Below are 23,036 nucleotides of genomic sequence, written 5' to 3'. Positions count from 1 at the left end.
TGTCTACCATTCCCCCGGTCCGTTCATGAGGTAGAGAAAGCGCGCCGCCGATGACCTTCCCCCTCGTCTCGCCTGATTGGCTGAAATCCCAGTTGGACGATCCAAAGGTGGTCGTCCTCGACGCCACCTATCATCTGCCGACCACGGGCCGCGACGCCCGGGCGGAGTTCGAGGCCGAACGTCTTCCCGGCGCGCGTTTCTTCGATATCGACGCGATCAAGGACGAGACCGACCCTCTGCCCCACATGGTTCCCGAGGCGGCCGCCTTCGCCGAAGCCGTCCGCGCCCTCGGGATCGACGACGCAAGCGAGCAGATCGTTTGCTACGACAGTTACGGCCTCTTCTCGGCCGCCAGGGCGTGGTGGATGTTCCGCTTGTTCGGGATCGAGCGGGTCTCGATCCTGGACGGCGGGCTGAAACAGTGGAAGGCCTGCGGCTATCCGACCGAGAGCGGGCCGGCCGAGTGGCCGGCCGCCGACGCGACGCCGACGGTGCGCCTGCGCCCGGAGCTGATCCGTCGCCTTCCCGACATGCTGGACAGCCAGAAGGACGGACCCGGCGGCCCCTTCGCGATCCTCGACGCGCGCGCGCAAGGCCGCTTTGAGGGGAGCGCCCCGGAACCGCGGCCCGAGCTGCGCTCAGGCCACATACCCGGCTCGCTCAACCTGCCCTACGATCGCTTAACCGATCCCGAAACGGGACGCGTGCAGCCGGTCCAGACATTGCAAGCGCTTTACGAGGCCGCGGGCGTGCGCGTCGGCCGCGACAGGGTCGTGACCAGCTGCGGGTCGGGCGTCACGGCGGCGGCGCTCGCCTTCGGGCTTTACCTGTTGGGGGACCGCAACGCCGCAGTCTATGACGGCAGCTGGTCGGAATGGGGGGCGCGGCCGGACACGCCGGTGGAGACCGGGCCGGCGCAGCCATGACCTCCGCCGTCGAGGTCCGGGTGATCGCGAACGCCGACCGGGCGGGCGTCGTGGCGCTGTGGGAGGCGTGCGGCCTGACGCGGCCCTGGAACGACCCGGCGGCGGACATCGACCTCGCCCTCAAGACCGCCGGCGCGTCGATCTTCGTCGCCGAGGGCGAGGCGGGCGCGATCGTCGGCGCGGTAATGACAGGCTTCGACGGGCATCGCGGCTGGCTCTATTACCTGGCCGTGGACCCGCAGCGCCGCGGCGAAGGAATCGGCGTCGCCTTGATCCATGCGGCCGAAGCGCATCTGAAGCGGCTCGACTGTCCCAAAGTCGAGTTGGTCCTACGTGCGGAGAACAAGGCGCTTCAACGCTACTATGAAGCCGCCGGTTATCACGCCGAGCCGCGTCGACTGATGGCCAAATGGCTGATCGACCCGCCCGCCCCGCAGATTGAGGAGGCCGTGGACCCGGCGGCGGAAGCGGCGCTCGACGCAGCCGACGCACCGACCTTGGCGGTCACCGTAACGTATCTCGAGATGACCGAGCAGCCGCGCCGAGCGCCGACGCCGGCGCCGATGCTGGACAAGCCGCTGGCCGTCCAGCGGTTGATCGATCCGCCGGTCGATTACTACCGCTTTGTGCAGCATACGATCGGCGATCCCTGGCTCTGGTGGTTGCGCAAGACGCTCTCGGACGCCGAGATCGCCGAAATCATCGGCGACGTGGACGTCGAGATCTACGTCCTGCAACTCGGCGGCGCGCCGGCGGGGATGTTGGAGCTCGACTTCCGCGACCAGGCCCGAACAGGTGACGCGGAGCTCAAGTTTCTGGGCCTGATGCCGTGGGCGATCGGCCGCGGGCTGGGCCCTTACCTGTTGGATTGGGGCGTTCGTTGCGCCTGGGAGCGCGAGCCGCGCCCGAAGCGCCTGATTCTCGACACCTGCACCCTTGATCATCCGAAGGCCCTGGCCGGCTATCAGAAGGCCGGCTTTCGGGTCTACGACCGCAAGGTTCGCCACGACCCCGACCCCCGCGCGCGCGGCTTGGTCCCGCCGGGCGTCAAGGTGCTGAGCGATGTGCCGCCTCTGAGCGCGAAAGGCTGACGACCCCCATGACAGTCGGCGTCCTGAAAGAGATCAAACCGCAGGAAGGGCGCGTCGCCCTGCTGCCTCGTCATGTGGGGGCGCTGACGCAGTCGGGCGAACGCGTCCTGGTGGAGCGCGGCGCCGGCGCCTCAAGCGGCGCCGCGGACGCCGACTATGAGGAGGCGGGCGCCGAGCTGCGCGACGCCGCCGCGCCGATCTGGGCCGAGGCCGACTTCATCGTGAAGGTGAAGGAGGTCCTGCCGCAGGAGTACGATTTCCTGCGGCCCGGGCATCTGATCCTGACCAACCTGCACACCGCCGCCAACCGAGAGGAGACGGACCGCCTGCTGGCCGCCGGCCTCACCGCCATCGCGGCGGAGGATACGCACCGGTTCGGCAGCCCCAATTGCGCGCTGGCCGGCGAGATCGGCGCATTCGAGGGCGTCCGGCTTTGCCTCGGCCCCCAGGGCGGGCCGGGGCGGCACTTCTTCGGCCATTACGGCGCGCCGCCGATCCGCGCCGTGGTGATCGGCCTCGGCAATGTCGGACGCGGGGCGTTGCGCACCTTGTTGAGTCTCGGCTGCCGGACGACCGGCCTCGACGTGGTGTGGGGCGCGCGCTATCGCGCCGAACAGGATCACCCGACGCCGCTGTTCGATACGGGGCCTGTCGAGGATCTGCCGGACCTGTTGGGCGACGCCGACCTGATCGTGAATTGCGTCCTGTGGCCCAAGCATCGCGACGACCACCTGATCGGGCGCGCAGACCTCGCCCGCCTGAAGCCCGGCGCCGTGATCTGCGACATCGCCTGCGACGAGGGCGGCGCAATCGAGACCAGCCGTCCGACCAGCTGGGCCGATCCGGTCTACGCGGTCGACGGCGTACGGCACTTCTGCGTCGACAACATTCCCGGCGCGGCGCCAGTCGCCGCCAGCGCCGGCTACGGCGACGCGTTGATGCGCCATATCGAACAGATCCTGACCCACGGATGGCGCGAGGCTTGCCGGCGCGACGATTTCCTGCGCCGCGGCCTGGTCTGCGCCGGCGGCCTGCTGCTGCATGAGGAGACCGCGCGCGTACAGAGCCGCGAGCGCGCGTCGCCGGAGGCCGTGCTGGGGGCCTCAGAAGGCTGACGCCGCCTGAGGCCTAGCGCGATCCGTCACCGACGCGAAGCGGCGGGGGCGGCCGCACCCTCAGATGAACTCCGCCTCCGTAACCGGCTCGCGGGCGACGGCGAGCGCGTCCTTGACCGACAGCCAGCGCTCGTAGAACGCCCATCCGATGATCACGCCTTGAACCCCCGGGATGTGCTTCAGGACCGAGACGTCGTCGAGCGTACGCACGCACCCGGACGAAATCAGCGGGATCGAAATCTCCGAGCCGAGCGCCGAGGTCTCCGCGAAGGTCGCCTCGCGCTCGCCCTCGGTCGCATCGATGTCGGTGAAGACAATCGCCGCAACGCCGCTGTCCGCCAGTTCCTTGGCGAGGTCTGAGGCGGTGAAAGCGGTCTGTTCGCGCCATCCTTCGATCACGACGTAGCCGTCCCGGGCGTCGAGCGACACGACGATCTTGCCGGGATGCTTGGCGCATGCTTGGCGAACGAAGTTACGGTCCTTGACCGCAGCGGTGCCAAGGACGACGCGCGCCGCGCCGCGCTCGATCCAAAAGTCGACGCCCGCCATGCTGCGCACGCCGCCGCCGACCTGCACCGGAATGTCGACCGCGTTCAGGATCTCCTCGATCAGGTCGGCATTGTGTCGGCCGCCCTGCTCCACCCCGTCCAGATCGACGACGTGCAACTGGCGCGCGCCGGCGGCGACGAACTTCTTCGCCGCATCCACCGGGGCGATGTCATAGGTCTTGGGATCTTCGAAACTGCCGCGGCGCAGCAAAACGGTGCGGCCGCCCTTGATCTCGATATCGGGAAAGATGTCCATGGCGTGCGCTCCCTCGCGGGCTCCCTTTGGCTGTCGGCGGCGCTTCGTCGTCGATCGACGGCGCCGCGTCGGTATCGGCGAATACTAGCACAGGACGCAGGGGCATCGCGCGCCGGCGACCAATCCGAACGGTTGCGCGACATGGCCGCCCGCGCGGCGCGGGCGACGCCGGGGACAACTCTCGTTGTACGGCCGGCGTGGAATACAAGCTGACGCGCGCTTTGATTGCGCACAGACTTTCCTGCAATGTTTAGATGCAACCTGAAATCGGCGGTCTTCGCCCTCAGTCTATTCATGCTGGCGCCGACGCCGGCCGCCGCGGAGACGTTGACGCTGGCGAGCTGGAACCTGGAATGGCTGGGCGCGCCGCAGAGCGGCCCGGCCTGCGATGCGGACGCAACGGAAGAGACGCGCTGCAAGGACATGGCCGCCCTGCAGCGTACGATGCGCGCGGTGAATGCAGACGTTATCGCCTTCCAGGAGGTGAAATCGCCGGCCGCCGCGGCCGCCGTGTTCGGCGAGGATTACGTCCTCTACTTCTCCGATCGCGCCCACCGCAACCCTCAGCGCACCGACGACAGCGAACAGCGAACCGGCTTCGCCGTCGCGAAGCGGTTGGTCGAGGCGGGCCGGGTGATGGATCTGCCGGACCGCATCCTGCGCCGCAGCACCTACACCCGGCTCGGCGCCGAGACGGCGATCCGGCTCTCCGACGGACGCTGGCTGCATCTGCTTTCGGTGCATCTCAAGTCGGGCTGCAGCGGCGGCCTGTTCATCGGAACCAGCGACGCGTGCGAGGATCTGCGCGCGGAGACGCTGACGCTCGCCGATTGGATCGACGAACGCGAGATGGCCGGGGTCCCCTACATGGCGCTCGGCGACTTCAACCGGCGCTTCGACGAAGAAGCGGCGGGGCGTCCGCCGGAAGAACGCATGATGACCGCGTTGGAGGACGGCTATCACGCCGACACGCGCCTGACCCTGATCCCGTCGGGCCGCCAGGCGATCTGCTGGCCGGAGGACAAGACCTACTTCCTCGACTACATGATGTTCGGCGAGGCGTTGCGGCCGCTGGTCGAGGCCGGCAGTTTCATCGAGCATCGCTATCCGGTCGACAGCGCCCGCCGGCATCAGGCGTCCGACCACTGCCCGATCTCCGTGCGCCTGACGGTTCCGGCCGGCTAACCCTCGTCGCCGAAGGTCTCCGCGACGAAATCGACCATCAGATCGGCCAGTCCGTGTTCGTAAAGGTCGGAGTGACCGCCTCCCTCCAACACTTCAAGCTTGACCGGGGCGGCCGACGCCTCGGCCAGGGCGCGGGCGTGCCGCGGCGGAACGATCCGGTCGGCGGCGCCGTGGGCGATCAGCTTCGCGACGCCGGCGGCGCGGGCGAGTTGCGCGGCGTTGTCCCAGCGATCCTTCACCAGCCAATAGGCGGGCACGTAGGGGTAGGCCCGCTGGGCGACCGCCGCCATGCTGTCGAAGCCGCCGTCGATCACCACGGCCGCGCCGCGCCCTTCGGCCGCCAGGGTCGAGACGATCCCGGAGCCGAGCGATTCGCCGTAAAGCAGCGTCCGCTCCGGCGGGACGCCGCGCGCCGTCTCAAGCCAGCGGGAAACGGCGCGTCCGTCGGCGGTCAGCGCCGCCTCGCTCGGATCCCCGCCCAGGCCCGCATTGTAGCGGTAGGTCGTCATCAGGACGCCCCACCCCTGATCCAGATAAAACCGCGCGCGCCCCGCCCGATCGGCGAGGGAGCCGGCGTTGCCGTGGAAGTACAGCACGGTCGGCGCGCCCGGCCTTTCGGCGGGCGCCCACCAGCCGTACAGCGAAAAACCGTCAGCCGCCGGAACCGAGACCGCGCGCATCTCGGCCAAACCGGAAAGCGCGGGCGGCGGCGTCAGGCCCGAGGGATGGTACATCAGGCTGCGCTGCCCCGCATAAAGGCCCGCGACCAGAAGCCCGTAGGCGCCGGCCAGCGCGGCGGCGTACCAAATCATGCGCATGCTCTCCTCAAGCTTTTCCCGCACGGCGCGCGAGAGGCGGCGCGCGCCGGTTGCGCCCGATCCGCGTTCTGGGGTCAAATATGGCGGTCGACAGCCCGCGCCGCCAGCCGAGAGGAAAGCGCAATCCGCCCGCCCCGTTCCCTGCGCCGCGCGCTGAGCGCCCTCGCCGCCCTTGTCGCGGCGACGCTGGCCGCGTCGTCCGGCGCGCCGGCGCGCGCGCAGACGGTCGATCTGCTGCTGGTTCTGGCGATCGATTGCTCCTACAGCGTCGACGGCGGCGAATACGACTTGCAACGCAAGGGCGTGGCCTACGCGCTGCAGGATCCTGAGATCCAAGAGGCGATCCTGTCCGGGCCGAACGGGGCGATCGCGATCAGCGTCGTGCAGTGGTCGTCCGGGGCCAGCCAGGTGCTGGCCCTGCCGTGGCGTCTGCTCGACAGCCCGGAGGCGATCGCGGCGACGGCGGCCGAAATCGCTGCGCTGCCGCGAACCACCCGCGACGGCGCGACGTCTATCTCGGCGGCGATCGCCTTCTCGATGGGAGTCATCCAACGCAGCCCCTATCAGGCGGTGCGCCGGATCATCGACGTCAGCGGCGACGGCCGCAACAACAACGGTCCGCCGCTAGCGCGGTATCGCGAGGCGGCGGCCGCGCGCGGCGTCACCATCAACGGGCTCGCTATTCTGAACGAGCATCCGACGCTCGACTACTACTTCAAGGCCCAGGTGATCGCCGGCTTCGGCGCCTTTGTCGAGGCGGCGAACACCTATTCCGCCTATCAGGAGGCGATCCGGCGGAAGATGCTCCGCGAGATTCGCTACGTGCCGGTGTCCGACCGCGCGGACCGGCTCGACCCTCCGGGATGAGGGGCGGGCTTAAACCGCTTCAATTTGGCTGAAATTTCCGTATACTATGGCGCACGCGACGCGTGTTTCGCTGGTTTTGGCCGCTTTCTTGCATCCCCGACGTCATGCTTGAACGGTCGCGCGCTCTGTTTTACGGGGCAAGTGATCGTGGCGTCGCGGATCGTTGAGGGCTGAGGCCCGCGATTCAATTGGGGCCCGCCCGCCGGGGCGGGAAACCTGGGAAGGGATATGACCGACCTATCCCGCGAGGAGTTGAGAGCCCACCTGTCCGCCGTCGAGGCGCAGGTGCGCGCTGCGCTGCGGATCGTCGCGGCGGAGTCGAAGTCCGTGCAGCAGGCGCACAGCTCCTTGCGCGCGGATCTATCGGCGGCGCTGATCCGTCTTCAGTCGGAGATGAACAGCGGCTCCGGCAAGATCGACAATAAGCTCGACCGCGTGCTTTCGGACGTGAACAGCCTGGGCCGACAGCGCAAATTGACCACCGCGATCCTGACCACGCTGGTGCTTCTCTTCGGGGTGACGGTCGGGGTGCTGGCGGGCGGCAGTTGGTATTTCCTGCAACAGAACCAAGCCGGCGCCAACGTCAGCCTGCCGACGATGGAGGAGCGGGCCCCGCCTCGAGACTCCGCTGCAGCGGCCCAGAGCATGGTCCGCGACGAGCCTGCGTTGAGCGTGGAACAGCCCGCAAGCGGCGCGAGGCAGGGGGCGAGCGCCGCCGGGGCCGCGGCTTCGCCTGAGCCCCCACCGTCGGACGAGCCGAGCGTGCGGATCATCACCGCCGAATAAGTCGGACGTCATGGCCGGGATCAAACGCGTCCTTCTCATCGGCCTCGACCCCGCGATCGTCGACTACGCCCGCTGGCCGATGCTCACGCCGGCGAAGATCCACGCCGCCTTGGATCAGGCGGTCGCCGCGCTGACGGCTGAGGGATACGACGCGGACATCTGCCTGATCGAGGATCCGGAGCGCGCCGCCGAGGCCGTGCGCGCCGCCCTGACCGAGCGCCCGACGCATGCGGTCATGATCGGCGCGGGCGTGCGAACGGACGATTCCCACCTGCTGCTGTTTGAGCGCTTGATCAATCTGATCCAGGCGGCGGCCCCCTCCGCGAAGGTCTGCTTCAACCGCTTCCCCGCGGACACCGTGAACGCCGTCAAACGCTGGGTGTGAAGCATAGCCGCCCGGGCGACTAGAGCTGCCGCGCCGCGCAGTAGAGGTTGCGCGCCTTGAGCGCCGTGCACAGCGCCCGAGCGTTCGCCATGTCCGCGATCGGCCCCGCGTAAAGCCGATAGAACAAGCCCTTGCCGGGCACGTCGACCCGGCGAACGATCGGGCGCGTCCCGCCCAGCAGATCGCTGTTGGCGGCGCTCAGCTCGCGCCAACCGCGCTCGGCGTTGGCTTGCTGCTTGTAGGAGGCGAGATGCAGCGCGACTGCGCCGTCGGCCACCTCCGCGCCTTGCACGACGCTCGGCGTCGCGGCGCTCTGCTGCGGCTCGGCGGCGGCCTGGTCGCTCGGCTGGGCTGCCGGTTGCTGGGCCGCGGTCTGCTGGGCGGCGGTCTGCTGGGCGGCGGGCTGCTGGGCGGCGGGCTGGCCCGCGGCCGCGGCCCGGCCTTCGCCGCTGAGTTCCGAGGTCGGCGTCTGGCCGTCTCGCATGATCAGCACCGGCCCGTCCTGCTGATCGAAGCGCGGGTCCGGTTCGTCCATCGGATTTTCCAGCACCGGAACCGGCACCAGGGGCGACGCGGGGGGCGCGGCGCCGTCCGCCGCCATCGCCGCGTCGCCGAGCGCGCGCGACGGCTGGACGGCGCCCAGCGCGCCCTCGCCCGCCGAGGTCTTGGGATCGATAAAGGCGATGTAGCGACGGCTCAGGAAGTCGGTCATCTCACGGGTGACGCGGTTGCGCTCGGACCCGCCGCCCGGCCGGCTCACCATGCGGATGTAGTGGCCGATCTGCGGGGCGTAGTAGAAGGTCAGTTCGTTGGGACTCTGGCGCCCGCACTGAATGACGTAGGTCTCGAACCGGCCGGCGGGGACGTCGATTTCCTCCGTGCGCAACGTCTCGCAGGTCCAGACGAACTCCCACGCATAGGGCGGCCGATCGGTGCTGACGGTCGAGTTGAAAGTAACCCGCTTGCCGACCTTGAGGGGGAAGAAGGCGGGCTGCATGTCGGTGATCAAACGGCGACCGCGCCCTTGGCCTGCGCTCTCCCAGGCCAACGCCGGCAGGATCGGGTTGAGGCCGGTAGTCTGGCGATCCCCGTTGTCGGCGCTCCAGAAGATGCGGTCGTCGTCCACCCGATCGACCGTCCAGGTGACCGCCGGGTTGTCGAAGGAGAAGCGGTCGCCGGCGACCAACTGGGGCGGACCCGCCGCCAGATCTTCGAGCTCTGGACGCGGCGCGGGCGCGTCCGCGCCCTCCACCCGCGACTCTCCCGAAAACCAGTCCGACAGGAAGCTGAAGTCGAACACGCCCTCCAGGCTGCTGCAGCCGCCAAGCAGCAACGCAAAGGCCGCTGCGGTCGGCAGCCGGCTGCGGAAGCGTCGATCACGGGCGCGCGCATCGTTCATACGATAAGCTTAGACGCATCAGGCGCGCACGGCACGCACGCCGTGAAGCGACGTCGAAAAGCGGCGGAAAAGCAGGCCTTTGGCCGATCGGCCTCAAGCGCCCTGAGGGCGCGGCGCCGCCCCTGCGCCGCCGCGGCGATTCGCGGCCGGGTCGACGAACGCGGCCGCCGCATTTCCCGCAAGACAAAGCGCGACCCGCCGCCTACACTCCCGCCCATGGGGACGGAGGAGGATAAGACGGGCGCGGACGAGGGCGGGCGCAAGAAGAAGCGCCGGCGCAGTCGAGGCCCTTGGTGGAAGCCCAGCTTGGCGGCCCTGATCGCCTTCGCGGTGATCGGCGGCGGGCTTTTCCTGCGCTATGTCGATCCCTGGTTCGTCGAATTCGTGCGCGTCAAGGCGTTCGACGCCTACAATCGGATCGAGCCGCGTCAACCGCCCCCGCAAAGCCCGGTCGTGATCGTCGACATCGATGAGAAGAGCCTGGCGGCGCTCGGCCAATGGCCCTGGCCGCGCACCGTGGTCGCCGACCTGATCACGGCGCTGCGCGACAACGGCGCGGCGGTGGTCGGGTTCGACGTCGTCTTCGCCGAGCCCGACCGCACCTCGCCCAATCGGATCGCCGACAGCCTGCGCGGGGCCGAACCCCAGTTGGTCGCGGCCCTGAAAGACCTGCCGTCGAATGAGGAGGTCATGGCGCGCGCCATGCAGACCATGCGCGTCGTCATGGGCCAGGCCGGCTCCAAAGCCGCCGCCGCGACCACGCCGCCGCCGATCTCGAAATTCACCAGCGTGGGCGCCAATCTCGGGATTCTCGGCGCGACGGACACCGATCCGACCCGCTACCTCTTCAGCCAGCCGACGCTGATCCACAATCTCGAGATCCTGGAAAGCTCGTCCAGCGGCCTGGGCTTCTTCTCGGTGGAGGAGGAGGTCGACGGCGTCGTGCGCCGCGTGCCCCTGGTGATGGAGATCGCGGACGTGGTGAAGCCGACGCTGTCCGTCGAGATGTTGCGCGTCGGCTTCCAAGGCAACAGCATCGTCACCGTCGTCGATCCCGGCGGCATGCATGAAATCCGGCTGCAGACGCCGCAGGGGAATTACCCGATCCCGGTCGACGGCAAAGGGCGGCTGTGGGTCTATTTCGCGGAACCTGACCGATTCAACACGCCGGACAATTCCGGGCGCATGTACGTCTCGGCCGCCGACATCGTCCAGGGCCGCGTCGGGCCGGAACGGCTCGGCGGACGGCTGGCGCTGGTCGGCACCTCGGCGACCGGCTTGCTCGATATTCGGGCCACGCCGATCGAGCCGCGGCTGCCCGGCGTGGAGGTGCACGCCAACATCCTGGAAAACATCCTGCAGCAGGATTTCATCCGATACCCCTTCACCATGGTGCTGTGGGAGATGATCGCCATCGTCGGGGCCGGCCTGCTGCTGATCTTTTTCGTTCCGCGCGTCGGTCCGCTGGTGACTCTGGTCGGATTGGTGGGCGCGGGCGGCGGCATTGCGGCGACAAGTTGGTACCTGTTCACCGAACACAAGCTGTTCCTGGACGTGACCTATCCCGGCGCGATGGTCTTTGCGGTCTACGCGACGTTGGCGTTCGCGAACTACGCGCGCGACGCGGCCGAGAAGCGCCAGGTGCGCGGCGCCTTCAGCCAGTATCTCTCGCCCGACCTGGTGGAGCAGTTGGCCGAAAATCCAGACCAGCTGCGCCTCGGCGGCGAGACGAAGAAGATGACGCTGCTGTTCTGCGACGTACGCGGCTTCACCACCATCTCGGAGACCTTCCGCGCTGATCCGCAGGGCCTGACCCGGCTGATCAACCGGCTGCTGACGCCGCTGACCAACGAGATCCTCACCCGCCAGGGCACGATCGACAAATATATGGGCGATTGCATCATGGCCTTCTGGAACGCGCCGTTGGAGGACCCGCGGCAGGAGGCCCATGCGTGCGAGTCGGCGCTCGCCATGTTCAAGGCGCTGGAACGTCTGAACGAAGAGCGCAAGCAAGAGGCCGAAGAGGGCGGGTTCGAGTACCTGCCGCTCAACATCGGCATCGGCATCAACACCGGCGACTGCGTCGTCGGCAACATGGGCTCCGACCAGCGCTTTGACTATTCGGTGCTCGGCGACGCGGTGAACCTCGCCAGCCGCCTCGAGGGTCAGAGCAAGAGCTACGGCGTCGGCACCGTCATCGGCGACGAGACGGCGGCGGCGGTCAAAGGCCTGATGCCGACGGCCGAGCTCGACCTCATCGCGGTGAAGGGCAAGAAGGAGGCGGTGCGCATCTTCACCATCCTCGGCGCCCCGGAACTCGCCCAAACCGACGAATACGCCAAGTTCCTGGCCGACCATGACGCCATGCTGGCGGCCTATCGCGGTCAACAGTGGGACGAGGCCGAACGGCTGATGGGCGCGCTCGAAGGCCGTCTCGGCGGCGTGATGGACGAGTTCTACGCCATCTACCGCGAGCGCATCGCGATCTTCCGCGAGGAGCCGCCGCCCGCCGACTGGGACGGCGTCTTCGTGGCGACGAGCAAGTAGGCGGCGAACCGCTGCGCCGACGCCGTCTGCGCTCTATCCATCCGAAAGCGGTCTTTCGAGAGTCCCCGCGAAAGCGGGGACCTGTCTCAACCCGCACGAGACGCCCGAGCGCGCCGCAAGGAGGCCCCCGCTTTCGCGGGGGCGCCGAGAAAAACCGGTCGCCCGGGCGGCGTGGGTGAGGCCCATGTTGCCGCAGACCCGCGTCCCCGCGAAAGCGTGGACCTTGTCTCAACCGCCCGAGACGCCCGAGCGCGCCGCAAGGAGGCCCCCGCTTTCGCGGGGGAGCCGAGAAAACCGGCCGCCCGGGCGGCGTGGCTGAGGCCCATGTTGCCGCAGACCCGCGTCCCCGCGAAAGCGGGGACCTGTCTCAGCCCGCCCGAGACGCCCGAGCGCGCCGCAAGGAGGCCCCCGCTTTCGCGGGGGCGCCGAGAAAACCGGCCGCCCGTACGCCGACGGCGAGACCCCGGGTCGCCCTGCTGGGCACCCGGGATGACAGCCCTTGCGTACGAGGGACGGGCCGCCCCCTACCCGTCCAGCTTCTGCTTCAGCAGCTCGTTGACGGTTTGCGGATTGGCCTTGCCCTGGCTCGCCTTCATGACCTGGCCGACGAACCAGCCGATCAGGCCGGTTTTGCCGCCCTGATACTGCTCCACCTGGCCGGGATTGTCGGCGATCACCTGATCGACGATCGCCTCGATGGCGCCCGTGTCGGTGATCTGCTTCAACCCCTTCTCCTCGACGATCGCCTTGGCGCCGCGGCCGGTCTCGAACATCTCGTCGAAGACGTCTTTGGCGATCTTGCCGGAGATCGTGGCGTCGGCCATCAGCGCCAGGAGTTCGCCCAGCGACTCGGCGCTGACCGGGCTGTCGGCGATCGTCTTATCGGCCTTGTTGAGGCGCCCGAACAGCTCGACCGTCACCCAGTTGGCGGCCTGCTTGGGATCGCCGTGTTTGGCGACCTCCTCGTAATAGGCCGCGATCTCCCAATCGGCGACGAGCACCGAGGCGTCGTAGCCGGAGAGGCCGTAGCTCTCCATGAAGCGCTTCTTCTTCTCCGCCGGCAGTTCGGGCAAGCTGTCCCGGCACGCCTCGACGAAGGCGTCGTCGAACTCCAGCGGCAGCAGGTCCGGATCGGGGAAGTAACGGTAGTCGTGCGCCTCTTCCTTGTTGCGCATCGAGCGGGTCTCGCCCTTCGTCGGGTCGAAGAGCCGCGTCTCCTGATCGACGGTCCCGCCGTTCTCCAGGATCTCGATCTGGCGCAGCGCCTCGATCTCCACCGCCTGGCGCACGAAGCGGACCGAGTTGATGTTCTTGAGCTCCGCCCGCGTGCCGTACGGCTCGCCCGGCTTGCGCACCGAGACGTTCACGTCCGCGCGCATCGAGCCTTCGGCCATGTTGCCGTCGCAGGAGCCGATGTAGCGCACGATCGAGCGCAGCGCCGAGACGTAGGCCGCCGCCTCGTCCGGCGAGCGCATGTCGGGCTTCGAGACGATCTCCATCAGGGCGACGCCCGAGCGGTTCAAATCGATGAAGCTCTTCTTCGGATGCTGGTCGTGCATCGACTTGCCGGCGTCCTGCTCGAGATGCAGGCGCTCGATCCCGACCGTCTTGGTCGAGCCGTCGGGCAGGTCGATCTCGATCTCTCCCTCGCCCACGATCGGCTGATCGTACTGGCTGATCTGATAGCCCTGCGGCAGATCGGCGTAGAAGTAGTTCTTGCGCGAGAAGACGCTCACCTTGTTGATCGCGGCGTTGAGGGCCAGGCCCGTGCGCACGGCCTGGCGCACGCATTCGCCGTTGATCACCGGCAGCATGCCGGGCATCGCGGCGTCGACCAGGCTGACCTGCGCGTTCGGATCCGCGCCGAAAGCGGTCGCCGCGCCGGAGAACAGCTTCGCTTGGCTCGTGACCTGCGCATGCACTTCGAGGCCGATGACGACCTCCCACTCCCCGGTCTCGCCCTTCAGACGGTACTCGGCCATCGCTCTATCTCTCCTCCAAGTCCCGTCCGTCAGCCGGCCTGAAACTGCGGGCGTCCCGTGAAGCCCGCCGCCTGCTCCAGCGCATACGCCGCGCGCAGCACCGTCTCCTCGTCGAACGCCCGTCCCAGGATCTGCAAGCCCAAGGGCAGGCCCTGATCGTCCGTCCCAGCCGGCACGCTGATCCCCGGCAGCCCGGCGAGGTTCGCGGGCACGGTGAAGACGTCGTTCAGATACATCTGCACCGGGTCCGACGGCTCCTCGTCGATGCCGAAGGCGGCCGACGGGGTGGCCGGCGTCAGCAGCACGTCGCACTGCTGATAGGCCTTGGCGAAATCCTCGGCGATGCGGGTGCGGACCTTCTGGGCCTTCAGGTAATAGGCGTCGTAGTAGCCGGCGGAGAGCACGTAGGTGCCGATCAGCACCCGGCGCTTCACCTCCTCGCCGAAGCCCTCGCCGCGGCTGTTCTCATACATCTCAATCAGCGAGTCGCCGTCGACGCGCAGGCCGTAGCGGACGCCGTCATAGCGCGCGAGGTTGGACGACGCCTCCGCCGGCGCCACGATGTAATAGGCCGGCAGCGCGTACTTCGTGTGCGGCAGCGAGACGTCGACGATCTCCGCGCCCTGATCTTTCAGCCAGGCCACGCCCTGGTCCCAGAGCTGCTGGATCGCCTCGGGCATGCCGTCGACGCGGTATTCCTTCGGCACGCCCACTTTCAGGCCCTTAACCCCGCCGTCCAGCGCGGCCTCGTAATTCGGGACCGGGCGGTCGACGCTGGTCGAGTCCTTCGGATCGAACCCCGCCATCGCGCCCAGCATGAGGGCCGCGTCGCGCACGGTGCGCGTCATCGGCCCGGCCTGGTCGAGGGAACTGGCGAAGGCCACGATCCCCCAGCGCGAGCACCGCCCGTAGCTGGGCTTCAACCCGACGATGCCGGTGAAGGCCGCCGGCTGGCGGATCGAGCCGCCGGTGTCCGTCCCCGTCGCCGCCAGACAGGCGCGCGCGGCGACCGCAGCGGCCGAGCCGCCCGAGGAGCCGCCGGGGACCAGGTCCTTATCGTCGCCCTGACGCTTCCAGGGGTTCTTCACCGGCCCGTAATGGCTGGTCAGATTGGCGGAGCCCATCGCGAATTCATCGAGATTGAGCTTGCCCAGCATCACTGCGCCGGCGTCCCACAGATTGCGGGTGACCGTGCTCTCATAGGGCGGCTTGAAGCCGTCCAGGATGTGGCTGCCGGCCGTCGTCAGGACGTCTTCGGTGCAGAACAGATCCTTGATCCCGAGCGGCAGGCCTTCGAGCGCGCCGGCCTTCCCGTCCTTTAAGCGCCGGTCGGAGGCCTCGGCCATCTCGCGCGCGCGCTCGGCCGTCTCGGTGATGTAGCAGTTGAGCGGGCGCGCCGCCTCCACCGCCTTGATGTAGGCGTCGGTCAACTCGACCGAGGAGATCTCGCGCGCGACCAGCTTGTCCCGGGCGTCGGTCAGGGTGAGGTCCAGAAGATCGGTCATGGCTCGAACTGGCTCCCGCTCACTCGACGACCTTGGGGGTCGTGTAGAAATTCATTTGCGCGTCCGGCGCGTTGGCCGTGACCTTCTCGGCATAGCCGCCGTCGTCCACCACGTCCTCGCGCCAGCGCAGGCCGGTCTCGACCGCGGACGTCATCGGCGCGACGCCGTCGACGTCCACCTCGCCCAGTTGTTCGACCCAATTGACGATGCCGTCGAGCTCGCCGGCCAGGCTCTCCAGCCGCGCCTCCGGCACCTTGATGCGGGCGAGGTGCGCCACCTTCGCCACCGTCTGCTTGTCGAGCGCCATGGGCGAGCCCTCTTCTTCCAAGATCGATGCTGTCCAATGATGCGGCGACGGGCGCATGACGCCCGCCGAAAGCCGCGCGGAAGCTATCACCGGCCTCCCGGTCGGGCAAGAAGGCGGGGCGCTTGACCGATCGACCTTGCGGAGCAAATATGGCTAGGCTAGCTAAGACGCAGGAGGCGTCTCGATGAAAATCAACATGCTCGAAGCGAAAAGCCGTCTGTCGGAGCTCGCCCGCCGCGCGGCGGAAGGCGAAGAGATAATCATCGCGCGCGCGGGCGACCCCTATATGCGTCTCGTTCCCTACCACGCCGCCGCGGCTGCGCCGCGGCCGCTCGGTCAGGCGCCGGGGCGCTGCGAAATCGCGGAAGACTTCGACGCCCCGCTGGAGGATGCGGCGGGCTTCGAGGGCGGAGCGGTCTTCCCGATCGGCTCATGAGCCTGCTCCTCGACACTCACGTGCTGCTCTGGTGCGGATATCGACCGGAGGTCCTGGCCGCGCCGGTGCGCGCGCGGATCGCGGATTCATCCGTGCGCGTGTATGCGAGCGCCGCCAGCGCATGGGAGATCGCGATCAAACGCCGCTTGGGGAAGCTGACCCTGGACATCGCGGCGGAGGATCTCCTGCGCGCCCTTTCCATCGCCCCGCTGCCTATCGGTGTCGCTCATGCCGAGGCCGCGGGCGCGCTCCCGTGGGATCACCGCGATCCGTTTGACCGGATGTTGGTTGCCCAGGCGCGCGCGGAGGGGCTGACGCTGGTCACCGCCGATCAGGCGATCCTGACCGCCTTTCTCGACTGTCTGGCCGCCCGGTGAGCGCGGGCGCGCCCGAGGCTGGTCAAGCGCCCCGCGACAGGCCATAACCCGCCCATGAGCGAACCGGACGACCTCTCCGCCCTGCCCCGCGGGACTGTGCTGCTGGGCCTTGATCCCGGGACGAAGACGATCGGCGTGGCGGCCTGCGATCCGGGCTGGCAGATCGCCTCGCCGGTCGAGACCGTCAAGCGCACCAAATTCACGAAGGACGCCGAACGGCTGGAACAGCTCGCGGCCGAGCGCAAGGCCGGCGGCGTGATCATGGGCCTGCCGGTCAACATGGACGGCAGCGAGGGGCCGCGCGCCCAGTCGGTGCGCCAGCTCGCCCGCAACCTGATCGAGCTGCGCGGCTGGACGATCCCCATCGTCTTCTGGGACGAGCGGCTGTCGACCAGCGCGGTCGAGCGCTTCCTGGTCGGCGAAGCGGACATGACCCGCAAGCGCCGCGGCGAAGTCGTCGACAAGATGGCCGCCGCCTACATCCTGCAGGGGGCGCTCGATCGGTTGCGGCAAGGCCTCTGAGCGAGGGCCATTGAGCGGCGCCGCCCCCCCGGCTAGTCTTCGAGCCGAGACAGAGTTCCGTTGGGGGAGACGCGCAAAATGGACCCGACCCTGGGCCGCTATCCGACGAGCCGCATGCGGCGCAACCGCACGAATGACAATATCCGGCGCCTCGTCGCCGAGACGCGCTTGGGCCCCCAGGACTTCATCTGGCCGCTGTTCGTGAAGGACGGCGACGCCTTGCGCGAGCCGGTCGCCGCCATGCCTGGGGTGGAGCGCCTGTCGGTCGATCAGGCGGTCGAGGACGCAAAGCGGGCCGAGGACCTAGGCATCCCCGCGATCGCGCTGTTTCCCCAGACCGATCCGGCGAAGAAGGACTCCCAGGGCTCCGAAGCCCTCAATCCGGAGAACCTCGTCTGCCGCGCGACGCGCGCCGTGCGGGCCGCCTGCCCCGACATGGTGATCCTGTGCGACGCGGCCCTCGACCCCTACACGGACCACGGGCATGACGGGCTTATCGCCGACGGCCGCATCCTGAATGACGAAACGGTCGAGGTGCTGAAGCGCCAAGCCGTCAACCAGGCGGAGGCCGGCTGCGACACGATCAGCCCGTCGGACATGATGGACGGGCGCGTCGGCGCGATCCGCCAAGCCCTCGACGCGGCCGGGCATCAGGAGGTTCGGATCATCTCCTACGCCGCCAAATACGCCAGCGCCTTCTACGGCCCCTTCCGCGAGGCGGTCGGCAGCGCGTCGGCCCTGATCGGCGACAAGCGCACCTATCAGATGGACCCCGCCAACACCGACGAGGCCCTGCGCGAAGTCGCCAAGGACCTTGAGGAAGGGGCCGACCTGGTGATGGTGAAGCCGGGGATGCCCTATCTCGACATCGTGCGGCGGGTCAAAGACGCCTTCGGCGCGCCGACCTACGCCTATCAGGTCTCCGGCGAGTACGCGATGCTGGCCGGCGCGATCCAGAACGGCTGGCTCGACCGGGAGCGCGCGATCCTGGAGGCGCTGCTCTGCTTCAAGCGCGCCGGCGCCGACGGCGTCCTCACCTATTTCGCGCGCGAGGCGGCGGAGTTGCTGGCGCGGCGTTAGGTCGGGCCGGGCGGCGTCGCACAACGTCTGTTCAGCATCAGGTGTCCCCGCGAAAGCGGGGACCTGTCACAGCCCGCTCCGGACGCCGCGCGTCGGGCGCGATGACATCCCTCCTGAAAACTTCGAGAACTCGCCAAAAGCCCCTCACCGTCACCCCGGCCTTGCGCCGGGGGAACAGCGGTGCGCGCCGGCGGACGCGAGAGGCTGTTGGCCCGGAACCAGTCCAGGCCGACGGTTAGGGGTCGCGGCTCGCGGATCGTCTTTCGACATGGACTGACTTGATGACAAGAACTCACATGTCTTGCGGCTAAGACCGCCCGTCCCGCCCCCCGCGGAAGCCCTGCGCCACCACATACATCTCCGGGCTTTCCTTGCGGCTGGCGGGCGGCTTGACGTGGGCGACCTTGTCGAAGTCGCGCTTCAGGAGGTCCAGCAGATCCTTCCCCGCCCCGCCGGCGAAGACCTTGGAGACGAAGGCGCCGCCGGGCTTCAAGACCTCGGCCGCGAAATCGTAGGCGAGCTCGGCGAGAGCCTGGGTGCGCAGATGGTCGGTCTGGGCGTGGCCGGTGGTGTTGGCCGCCATGTCGGACAGCACAACGTCGGCGGGTCCCTGCATCTCGGCCTTGAGGCGCGCGGGCGCGTCGTCGTCCATGAAGTCCGCCTGGATCAGCGTCGCGCCGGCGATCGGCTCGCATTCCAGCAGGTCGACGCCGACGATCGTCCCCCGTTCGCCCATGCGCTCCAATGCGACCTGCACCCAGCCGCCGGGCGCGCAGCCGAGATCGACCACGGCGCCGCCGCCGGTCGGCAGCAGGCCGTATTTCTCGTCGATCTCCTTCAACTTGAAGGCCGCCCGCCCGCGATAGCCGAGGCGCTTGGCCTCCTGCACATAGGGGTCGTTCAACTGGCGCTGAAGCCAGCGGGTGGAGCTCGACTTGCGGCCGCGCGCGGTCTTGACACGCACCGCCTTGTGGCGCGCGTCGCTGACCTTGCCCCCGCCTTTGGGGCCGCCGCCTTTCTTGCCTGACGCCATGCCTCTCGAGGCTCCGTTTTTAGGGTCGATCGTTTCGATCGGCCGCGATGAGGTCCATAAGAATGCCGTCGCGCAAGCCCCGGTCGGCGACCCGCAGTCGGCCGACGGGCCAGCGCCGGCAGATCGCGCCCACGATCTCGCACCCCGCCAGCACCAGCCCGGCGCGATCGCGCCCGACGCAGGGATGCGCCGCGCGCGCCGACCCGTCAAGCGCGGCGAGCTCCGCGCTCAACCGGTCGATCGCCGCGAAATCGAGCCAGGCGCCGTCGACCTTGGCGCGCTGATAAGACGCCAGCTTCTGATCTAGACTGGACAGCGTGGTCACCGTGTTGGACGCGCCGATCATCTGAACCCGTCCGGCGCCGACGGCGCGGTGGAGCGCATGGGTCGCGTCGAAGGCCGCCAACCCCTCGGCAAGCAGCCGACTTTCGCCGGCGCCGACGCCGGCGGCGCGCGCCTCCGCCAAGCCCACCACGCCGACCGGGATCGACGTCGCGCCCAGCACCTCCGGGGCCGTGCGCCGGGTCGGATCGACGGCCAACCAGACGATCTGCGTGCTGCCGCCGCCGATGTCGAAAAGGATCGCGCGGTCGTGGACCCGATCCAGCAGCGGCACGCAGCCCGCAATGGCCAGACGCGCCTCCTCGCTCGGCGGGATGATCTCTATCGTCAGGCCGGTCTCCCGCCGGACCCGCGCGACGAAACGCTCGGCGTTGGCGGCGCGTCGGCACGCCTCCGTGGCGACCGCGCGCATGCGCGACACACCCCGCCGGCGCAGCTTGGCGGCGCAGACGCCCAACGCGTCGAGCGTCCTGCGCATGGCGGGCTCGCCCAATCGGCCGCCGCGACTGACGCCCTCGCCCAGCTGTACGACGCGGCTGAAGGCGTCGACAACCTTGAAGCCGCCCGCCGTCGGCGTCGCCACCAGCAGCCGGCAATTGTTGGTGCCGAGGTCGAGCGCGCCGTAGACGGCGCCCTCCGCGCGCCGCCCCCGTCCGCCCGCTTTCATCTGCGGCCGACGGCGCGCGGCGCGGCCCGCCCCGGTCGCTGGCGACGCGCCGCCTGCGCTCATCGATCGGGCCTTTCAAAAATTGGGCGTACAGCCCTAACGGCGCACAGTCTAACGCCGCCGCGCCGGCGCCAAAAGACCGGCGCCCGCGCGCGCCCGGGTTGACAGTCCCGGACGGCTTCAGTACACCCCCGCGCACCGGCGGCGCAGCGCTGGGGGATCGTCTAACGGTAGGACGCCTGACTCTGACTCAGGTAGTCTAGGTTCGAATCCTAGTCCCCCAGCCCTGCGCCGCCGGTTTTTTGATTCTCTCCTAAAATTCAATGATTTAGGCGACGGCATGCGAGTCTGGACAGGCTGCTGTAGCAAGGCGCTGTGACGTCTTCCTGTAGCAGCCGAACAGGAGGGCGCCATGCCACGCCACCTCATGAAACGCGGCGACATCTACTATTACCGGCGCTCCGCTCGGCCGCTGGCGCCGATATCCGGCGTCGATATAAGGATCGTCTTCTCCCTCAAAGCCCATGTACCCGGTGTCGCCCGCTTCCGCGCGGCCGTCGCCGACAAGGGTTTCGAGAGAATGACCGAACTGCTTCATAATGATCCGACCGCTTGGACGCTCGACGAGCGGACGCTCCACGAGGCCGTGAGCGCCGTCATCCAGACGGCGCTCGCCGAAGCGGAGCAGCAACGCATTCTCAGCGGCGAGATCTCGCCGTTTGAGGTCCAGCGCGCCGTCCAACATTGGCGCGCGGAAGCGCAGCGGCTCTCCGAAAGCCTCGCGCGCCGGTCTCCGGACGCCGCGCGGCCTTTCCTCGAGCGCCTCACGCGCGCGGGCCTCCTTCCCCCGGAGCTCGATGCGGCGTCCCAAGCGCGGGCCGCGCGCGAGGTAACCAAGGGGCTGATCCGCGCGGCGGATGAGAACGCCCGGCGCGAGACCGGGGTCTATGACGCGGTCGTCGGCGCGTCGCACGCCGCGAGCGGCGTCGGTCACGCGTCGAGCCCGCCGCCCGTCGCTTCTCTGCCGGTCGCGGCGGCGTCGGCCCCGCCGCGTGACATGTCAGCCCAAACCGCACCGCCGCCGTCGCGCGCCGAAGGAGCGGATCGCGAAGCCGCCCCGGTGTACGCAGCGCCCGCGCCCGAGCCTGCGTCGCCGGCCGCTCAGAGCGAGCCAGATGAGACCGCCTGGAGCCGCAGCCGGGCCGCGAGCGACGGCCTGATGGACCAAATCGAGGCCCGGGCCGCGCTGCCGATCACCGAGGCCATGGATAAAGCGCTCGCCCGGTCGAATATCTCGGATCATTCGAAGAAGAGCTACCGCAGCTCGGCTAAGCTCTTCGCCGCCTTTTTCGGTGATGTCGCTGTTCGCGACGTCACGGACGACATGGCGCTATCGTTCCGAGAGAAGATGCTGGATGTGCCGGCCGGCTACAGCCATGACGCGCGCTTCCGGGGCCTTAGCTTCCCAGCGATGATCGATGCGGCCGACGAGTTGGACGATGAGTTCGAGACCGACTTGACGGAGCGCCGGAAGCAGGGCGAGCTCACGGAGGCCGAGTATGAGAGCGCGTTGGAAAAGGGGCGGATCGCGCGCATGACCAAGAAGACGGCCTGCAAGCATCTGTCCGCAATGAACTCGATTTGGACCAAGTTCATCAACGCAGGCGCGACCCCCAGCCGTAAGCGCATCAATCCTTTCGGAGGGTTGATCTTCTCCGTGGCGGAACGGGATAAGGATCGCCGCGTGAAGCGGGAGTTCGAAGGGGAAGATCTGGTCAAGATCTTCTCGTCGCGGCCTTTCCGGGAGGAAATGGCGCGCGCGCCCGAAGAGCGGTCCCGCGAGTTCTGGATCACGACCTGCGTCGCTTTCACCGGCGCACGCCGGGAAGAAATCGCGCAGCTCCGGCTTGAGGACGTGAACCTCAAGACCCGCATCCCGCACTTCTCGTTCAAGGAAGGCAAGGGGCAGTCGCTCAAGACGGAGCGGGCGACGCGCGACGTGCCCATCCATCCGTTCTTGATGCACCTCGGGATCGAGGCGTACGTCGAGCGCCGCGCCGCCACCGGCAGCGTCTGGCTTTTCCCGGGGGCCGGCGACATTAATGTCGGCCATCGCAGCAAAACTTCGGCCGAGTGGTTCGGGCGCATCATTCACGATCTCGGGCTCTACGAGGAAGGGGGCTGTCTTCATAGGCTCAGGAAGAGCCTGGCGACCCAACTCGCGGACAGCCACGTAAACACGGCCTACATCAAGGACATCCTCGGTCACGAGCGGGAGTGCGTCACCGAGAGGCACTATATCGGGGGAGCGACGCTCGAAAAGAAAGCCGAGCTCCTGAAAATGGTCACCTTCGGGCTTAAACCGGCGGAGGCTTGCCGGCTCATCCCCGCCGCTTCGATCGAGGCGGGAGAAGGGAACGTTCTGCATCTGACGAGGTGAGTGCGATCGCGAGAAGTCGGTCTATCGCCCGGAAAGAACTTCTGCAGCGCCCTGACTTACGTATACGGCTCGAAGAGAACGCTATCGATGGCGAGCGCACGCGTCTCACGCACGCCCAGCTGTTCCTCAATGAAGAGGTCGAGCAGTCGGTCGCTCCCGACCTATTCGATACGCGTCGCGTTTTAGCGGCCTGCCTCGGTCGCGCCTCACTTGGATGAGCATGCCTCCGGCGGGACATGCTCCTCTCGAGACCCGTGGCGCCACGCCGAGGGACTACTCACGGGGCGGTCCGCCGAGGAAGGAGAGATGCGGGGGCGGAGCCAGGGCCGGGAGAGCCAGAGCCGGGAGAGCCAGGGGCGAACGGCTGCCGGGCCGTCGGCTCAATCATTCCGCAGCAGCCCGTAACGGCGGAGTATTCGGTT

The 23,036-nt window shown here is 68.5% G+C and carries 22 protein-coding genes and 1 tRNA gene; 14 read left to right on the top strand and 9 right to left on the bottom strand.

What is annotated here, in order from left to right:
• The first annotated feature begins 50 nt into the window (after positions 1-50).
• The 3 genes from sseA to RIB45_RS11595 are packed head-to-tail and all read left to right on the top strand — an operon-like array spanning position 51 to position 3,132.
• A complete protein-coding gene (sseA, locus tag RIB45_RS11605) occupies positions 51-926 on the top strand; it encodes a 3-mercaptopyruvate sulfurtransferase (RefSeq protein ID WP_350050437.1) in 876 nt (291 codons plus the stop codon).
• Positions 923-2,017: a GNAT family acetyltransferase gene (locus RIB45_RS11600; RefSeq protein WP_350050436.1), complete on the top strand. Its 1,095-nt coding sequence runs from the start codon at positions 923-925 to the stop codon at positions 2,015-2,017. Before sseA ends, RIB45_RS11600 begins: the two co-directional genes overlap by 4 nt.
• A gap of 8 nt (positions 2,018-2,025) precedes the next feature.
• A complete protein-coding gene (locus tag RIB45_RS11595; RefSeq protein ID WP_350050435.1) occupies positions 2,026-3,132 on the top strand; it encodes an alanine dehydrogenase in 1,107 nt (368 codons plus the stop codon).
• Positions 3,133-3,192: 60 nt separating this feature from the next.
• On the opposite strand, the gene RIB45_RS11590 is transcribed toward RIB45_RS11595, so the two are convergent.
• Positions 3,193-3,936 carry a 1-(5-phosphoribosyl)-5-[(5-phosphoribosylamino)methylideneamino]imidazole-4-carboxamide isomerase gene (locus tag RIB45_RS11590; RefSeq protein ID WP_350050434.1) on the bottom strand — a complete coding sequence of 248 codons (744 nt, stop codon included), beginning with the start codon at positions 3,934-3,936 and terminating at the stop codon, positions 3,193-3,195.
• Positions 3,937-4,182: 246 nt separating this feature from the next.
• On the opposite strand from RIB45_RS11590, the gene RIB45_RS11585 reads away from it, so the two are divergent.
• Complete coding sequence (locus RIB45_RS11585) at positions 4,183-5,121, top strand: endonuclease/exonuclease/phosphatase family protein (RefSeq protein WP_350050433.1); 939 nt, start codon at positions 4,183-4,185, stop codon at positions 5,119-5,121.
• Here the strand turns inward: RIB45_RS11585 and RIB45_RS11580 are convergent.
• Positions 5,118-5,939: an alpha/beta hydrolase gene (locus RIB45_RS11580; RefSeq protein WP_350050513.1), complete on the bottom strand. Its 822-nt coding sequence runs from the start codon at positions 5,937-5,939 to the stop codon at positions 5,118-5,120. The genes RIB45_RS11585 and RIB45_RS11580 overlap by 4 nt on opposite strands.
• Between RIB45_RS11580 and RIB45_RS11575 the strand changes: the two genes are divergently transcribed.
• From RIB45_RS11575 to RIB45_RS11565, 3 genes are all read left to right on the top strand, one after another.
• Positions 5,847-6,806: a DUF1194 domain-containing protein gene (locus RIB45_RS11575; RefSeq protein WP_350050432.1), complete on the top strand. Its 960-nt coding sequence runs from the start codon at positions 5,847-5,849 to the stop codon at positions 6,804-6,806. The genes RIB45_RS11580 and RIB45_RS11575 overlap by 93 nt on opposite strands.
• A 228-nt stretch (positions 6,807-7,034) precedes the next feature.
• Positions 7,035-7,592 (top strand): hypothetical protein, encoded by a 558-nt coding sequence (locus RIB45_RS11570; protein ID WP_350050431.1) that lies wholly within the window; start codon positions 7,035-7,037, stop codon positions 7,590-7,592.
• Between the two features lie 10 nt (positions 7,593-7,602).
• The gene (locus tag RIB45_RS11565) at positions 7,603-7,977 is read left to right on the top strand and encodes a hypothetical protein (protein ID WP_350050430.1); all 375 of its coding nucleotides are present in this window, start codon (positions 7,603-7,605) and stop codon (positions 7,975-7,977) included.
• A 19-nt stretch (positions 7,978-7,996) separates the two neighbouring features.
• Here the strand turns inward: RIB45_RS11565 and RIB45_RS11560 are convergent, their stop codons facing one another.
• Positions 7,997-9,376 carry an SPOR domain-containing protein gene (locus RIB45_RS11560; RefSeq protein ID WP_350050429.1) on the bottom strand — a complete coding sequence of 460 codons (1,380 nt, stop codon included), beginning with the start codon at positions 9,374-9,376 and terminating at the stop codon, positions 7,997-7,999.
• Between the two features lie 216 nt (positions 9,377-9,592).
• Between RIB45_RS11560 and RIB45_RS11555 the strand changes: the two genes are divergently transcribed.
• On the top strand, positions 9,593-11,923 hold the full coding sequence (locus RIB45_RS11555; protein WP_350050428.1) for a CHASE2 domain-containing protein: 2,331 nt from the start codon (positions 9,593-9,595) through the stop codon (positions 11,921-11,923).
• Between the two features lie 524 nt (positions 11,924-12,447).
• Here the strand turns inward: RIB45_RS11555 and gatB are convergent.
• From gatB to gatC, 3 genes are read right to left on the bottom strand one after another with little or no spacing between them, the layout of a single operon-like run.
• On the bottom strand, positions 12,448-13,905 hold the full coding sequence (gene gatB / locus RIB45_RS11550) for an Asp-tRNA(Asn)/Glu-tRNA(Gln) amidotransferase subunit GatB (protein ID WP_350050427.1): 1,458 nt from the start codon (positions 13,903-13,905) through the stop codon (positions 12,448-12,450).
• Between the two features lie 29 nt (positions 13,906-13,934).
• Entirely contained in the window at positions 13,935-15,410 is a 1,476-nt protein-coding gene (gatA, locus tag RIB45_RS11545) for an Asp-tRNA(Asn)/Glu-tRNA(Gln) amidotransferase subunit GatA (protein WP_350050426.1), read from the bottom strand.
• Positions 15,411-15,429: 19 nt separating this feature from the next.
• Complete coding sequence (gene gatC / locus RIB45_RS11540; RefSeq protein ID WP_350050425.1) at positions 15,430-15,717, bottom strand: Asp-tRNA(Asn)/Glu-tRNA(Gln) amidotransferase subunit GatC; 288 nt, start codon at positions 15,715-15,717, stop codon at positions 15,430-15,432.
• 184 nt (positions 15,718-15,901) lie between these two features.
• Here gatC and RIB45_RS11535 point away from each other — a divergent pair, with 184 nt between their 5' ends.
• The 4 genes from RIB45_RS11535 (at position 15,902) to hemB (ending at position 18,132) form a co-directional block, all read left to right on the top strand.
• On the top strand, positions 15,902-16,153 hold the full coding sequence (locus RIB45_RS11535; RefSeq protein WP_350050424.1) for a type II toxin-antitoxin system Phd/YefM family antitoxin: 252 nt from the start codon (positions 15,902-15,904) through the stop codon (positions 16,151-16,153).
• The gene (locus RIB45_RS11530) at positions 16,150-16,530 is read left to right on the top strand and encodes a type II toxin-antitoxin system VapC family toxin (protein ID WP_350050423.1); all 381 of its coding nucleotides are present in this window, start codon (positions 16,150-16,152) and stop codon (positions 16,528-16,530) included. The genes RIB45_RS11535 and RIB45_RS11530 overlap by 4 nt, the downstream gene beginning before the upstream one ends.
• Positions 16,531-16,584: 54 nt before the next feature.
• On the top strand, positions 16,585-17,052 hold the full coding sequence (gene ruvX / locus RIB45_RS11525; protein ID WP_350050422.1) for a Holliday junction resolvase RuvX: 468 nt from the start codon (positions 16,585-16,587) through the stop codon (positions 17,050-17,052).
• A gap of 78 nt (positions 17,053-17,130) precedes the next feature.
• Entirely contained in the window at positions 17,131-18,132 is a 1,002-nt protein-coding gene (hemB, locus tag RIB45_RS11520; RefSeq protein WP_350050421.1) for a porphobilinogen synthase, read from the top strand.
• A gap of 307 nt (positions 18,133-18,439) precedes the next feature.
• Here the strand turns inward: hemB and RIB45_RS11515 are convergent, their stop codons facing one another.
• Together RIB45_RS11515 and RIB45_RS11510 are read right to left on the bottom strand one after the other, a co-directional pair.
• Positions 18,440-19,165, bottom strand: a complete 726-nt coding sequence (locus tag RIB45_RS11515; protein ID WP_350050420.1) for an RlmE family RNA methyltransferase — start codon at positions 19,163-19,165, stop codon at positions 18,440-18,442.
• A 19-nt stretch (positions 19,166-19,184) separates the two neighbouring features.
• Positions 19,185-20,237 (bottom strand): Ppx/GppA phosphatase family protein, encoded by a 1,053-nt coding sequence (locus tag RIB45_RS11510; protein ID WP_350050419.1) that lies wholly within the window; start codon positions 20,235-20,237, stop codon positions 19,185-19,187.
• Between the two features lie 150 nt (positions 20,238-20,387).
• Between RIB45_RS11510 and RIB45_RS11505 the strand changes: the two genes are divergently transcribed.
• Positions 20,388-20,458 (top strand) — tRNA-Gln (locus tag RIB45_RS11505).
• Between the two features lie 44 nt (positions 20,459-20,502).
• On the opposite strand, the gene RIB45_RS11500 is transcribed toward RIB45_RS11505, so the two are convergent.
• Positions 20,503-21,168, bottom strand: a complete 666-nt coding sequence (locus RIB45_RS11500) for a hypothetical protein (RefSeq protein ID WP_350050418.1) — start codon at positions 21,166-21,168, stop codon at positions 20,503-20,505.
• Positions 21,169-21,393: 225 nt separating this feature from the next.
• Here RIB45_RS11500 and RIB45_RS11495 point away from each other — a divergent pair, with 225 nt between their 5' ends.
• On the top strand, positions 21,394-22,614 hold the full coding sequence (locus RIB45_RS11495) for a tyrosine-type recombinase/integrase (RefSeq protein ID WP_350050417.1): 1,221 nt from the start codon (positions 21,394-21,396) through the stop codon (positions 22,612-22,614).
• Positions 22,615-23,036 lie beyond the last annotated feature (422 nt).

It is taken from the genome of Marivibrio sp. (assembly GCF_040218065.1).
Lineage (GTDB): Bacteria > Pseudomonadota > Alphaproteobacteria > UBA8366 > Aestuariispiraceae > Marivibrio.
This window is presented reverse-complemented; position numbering and strand designations above follow the sequence as displayed.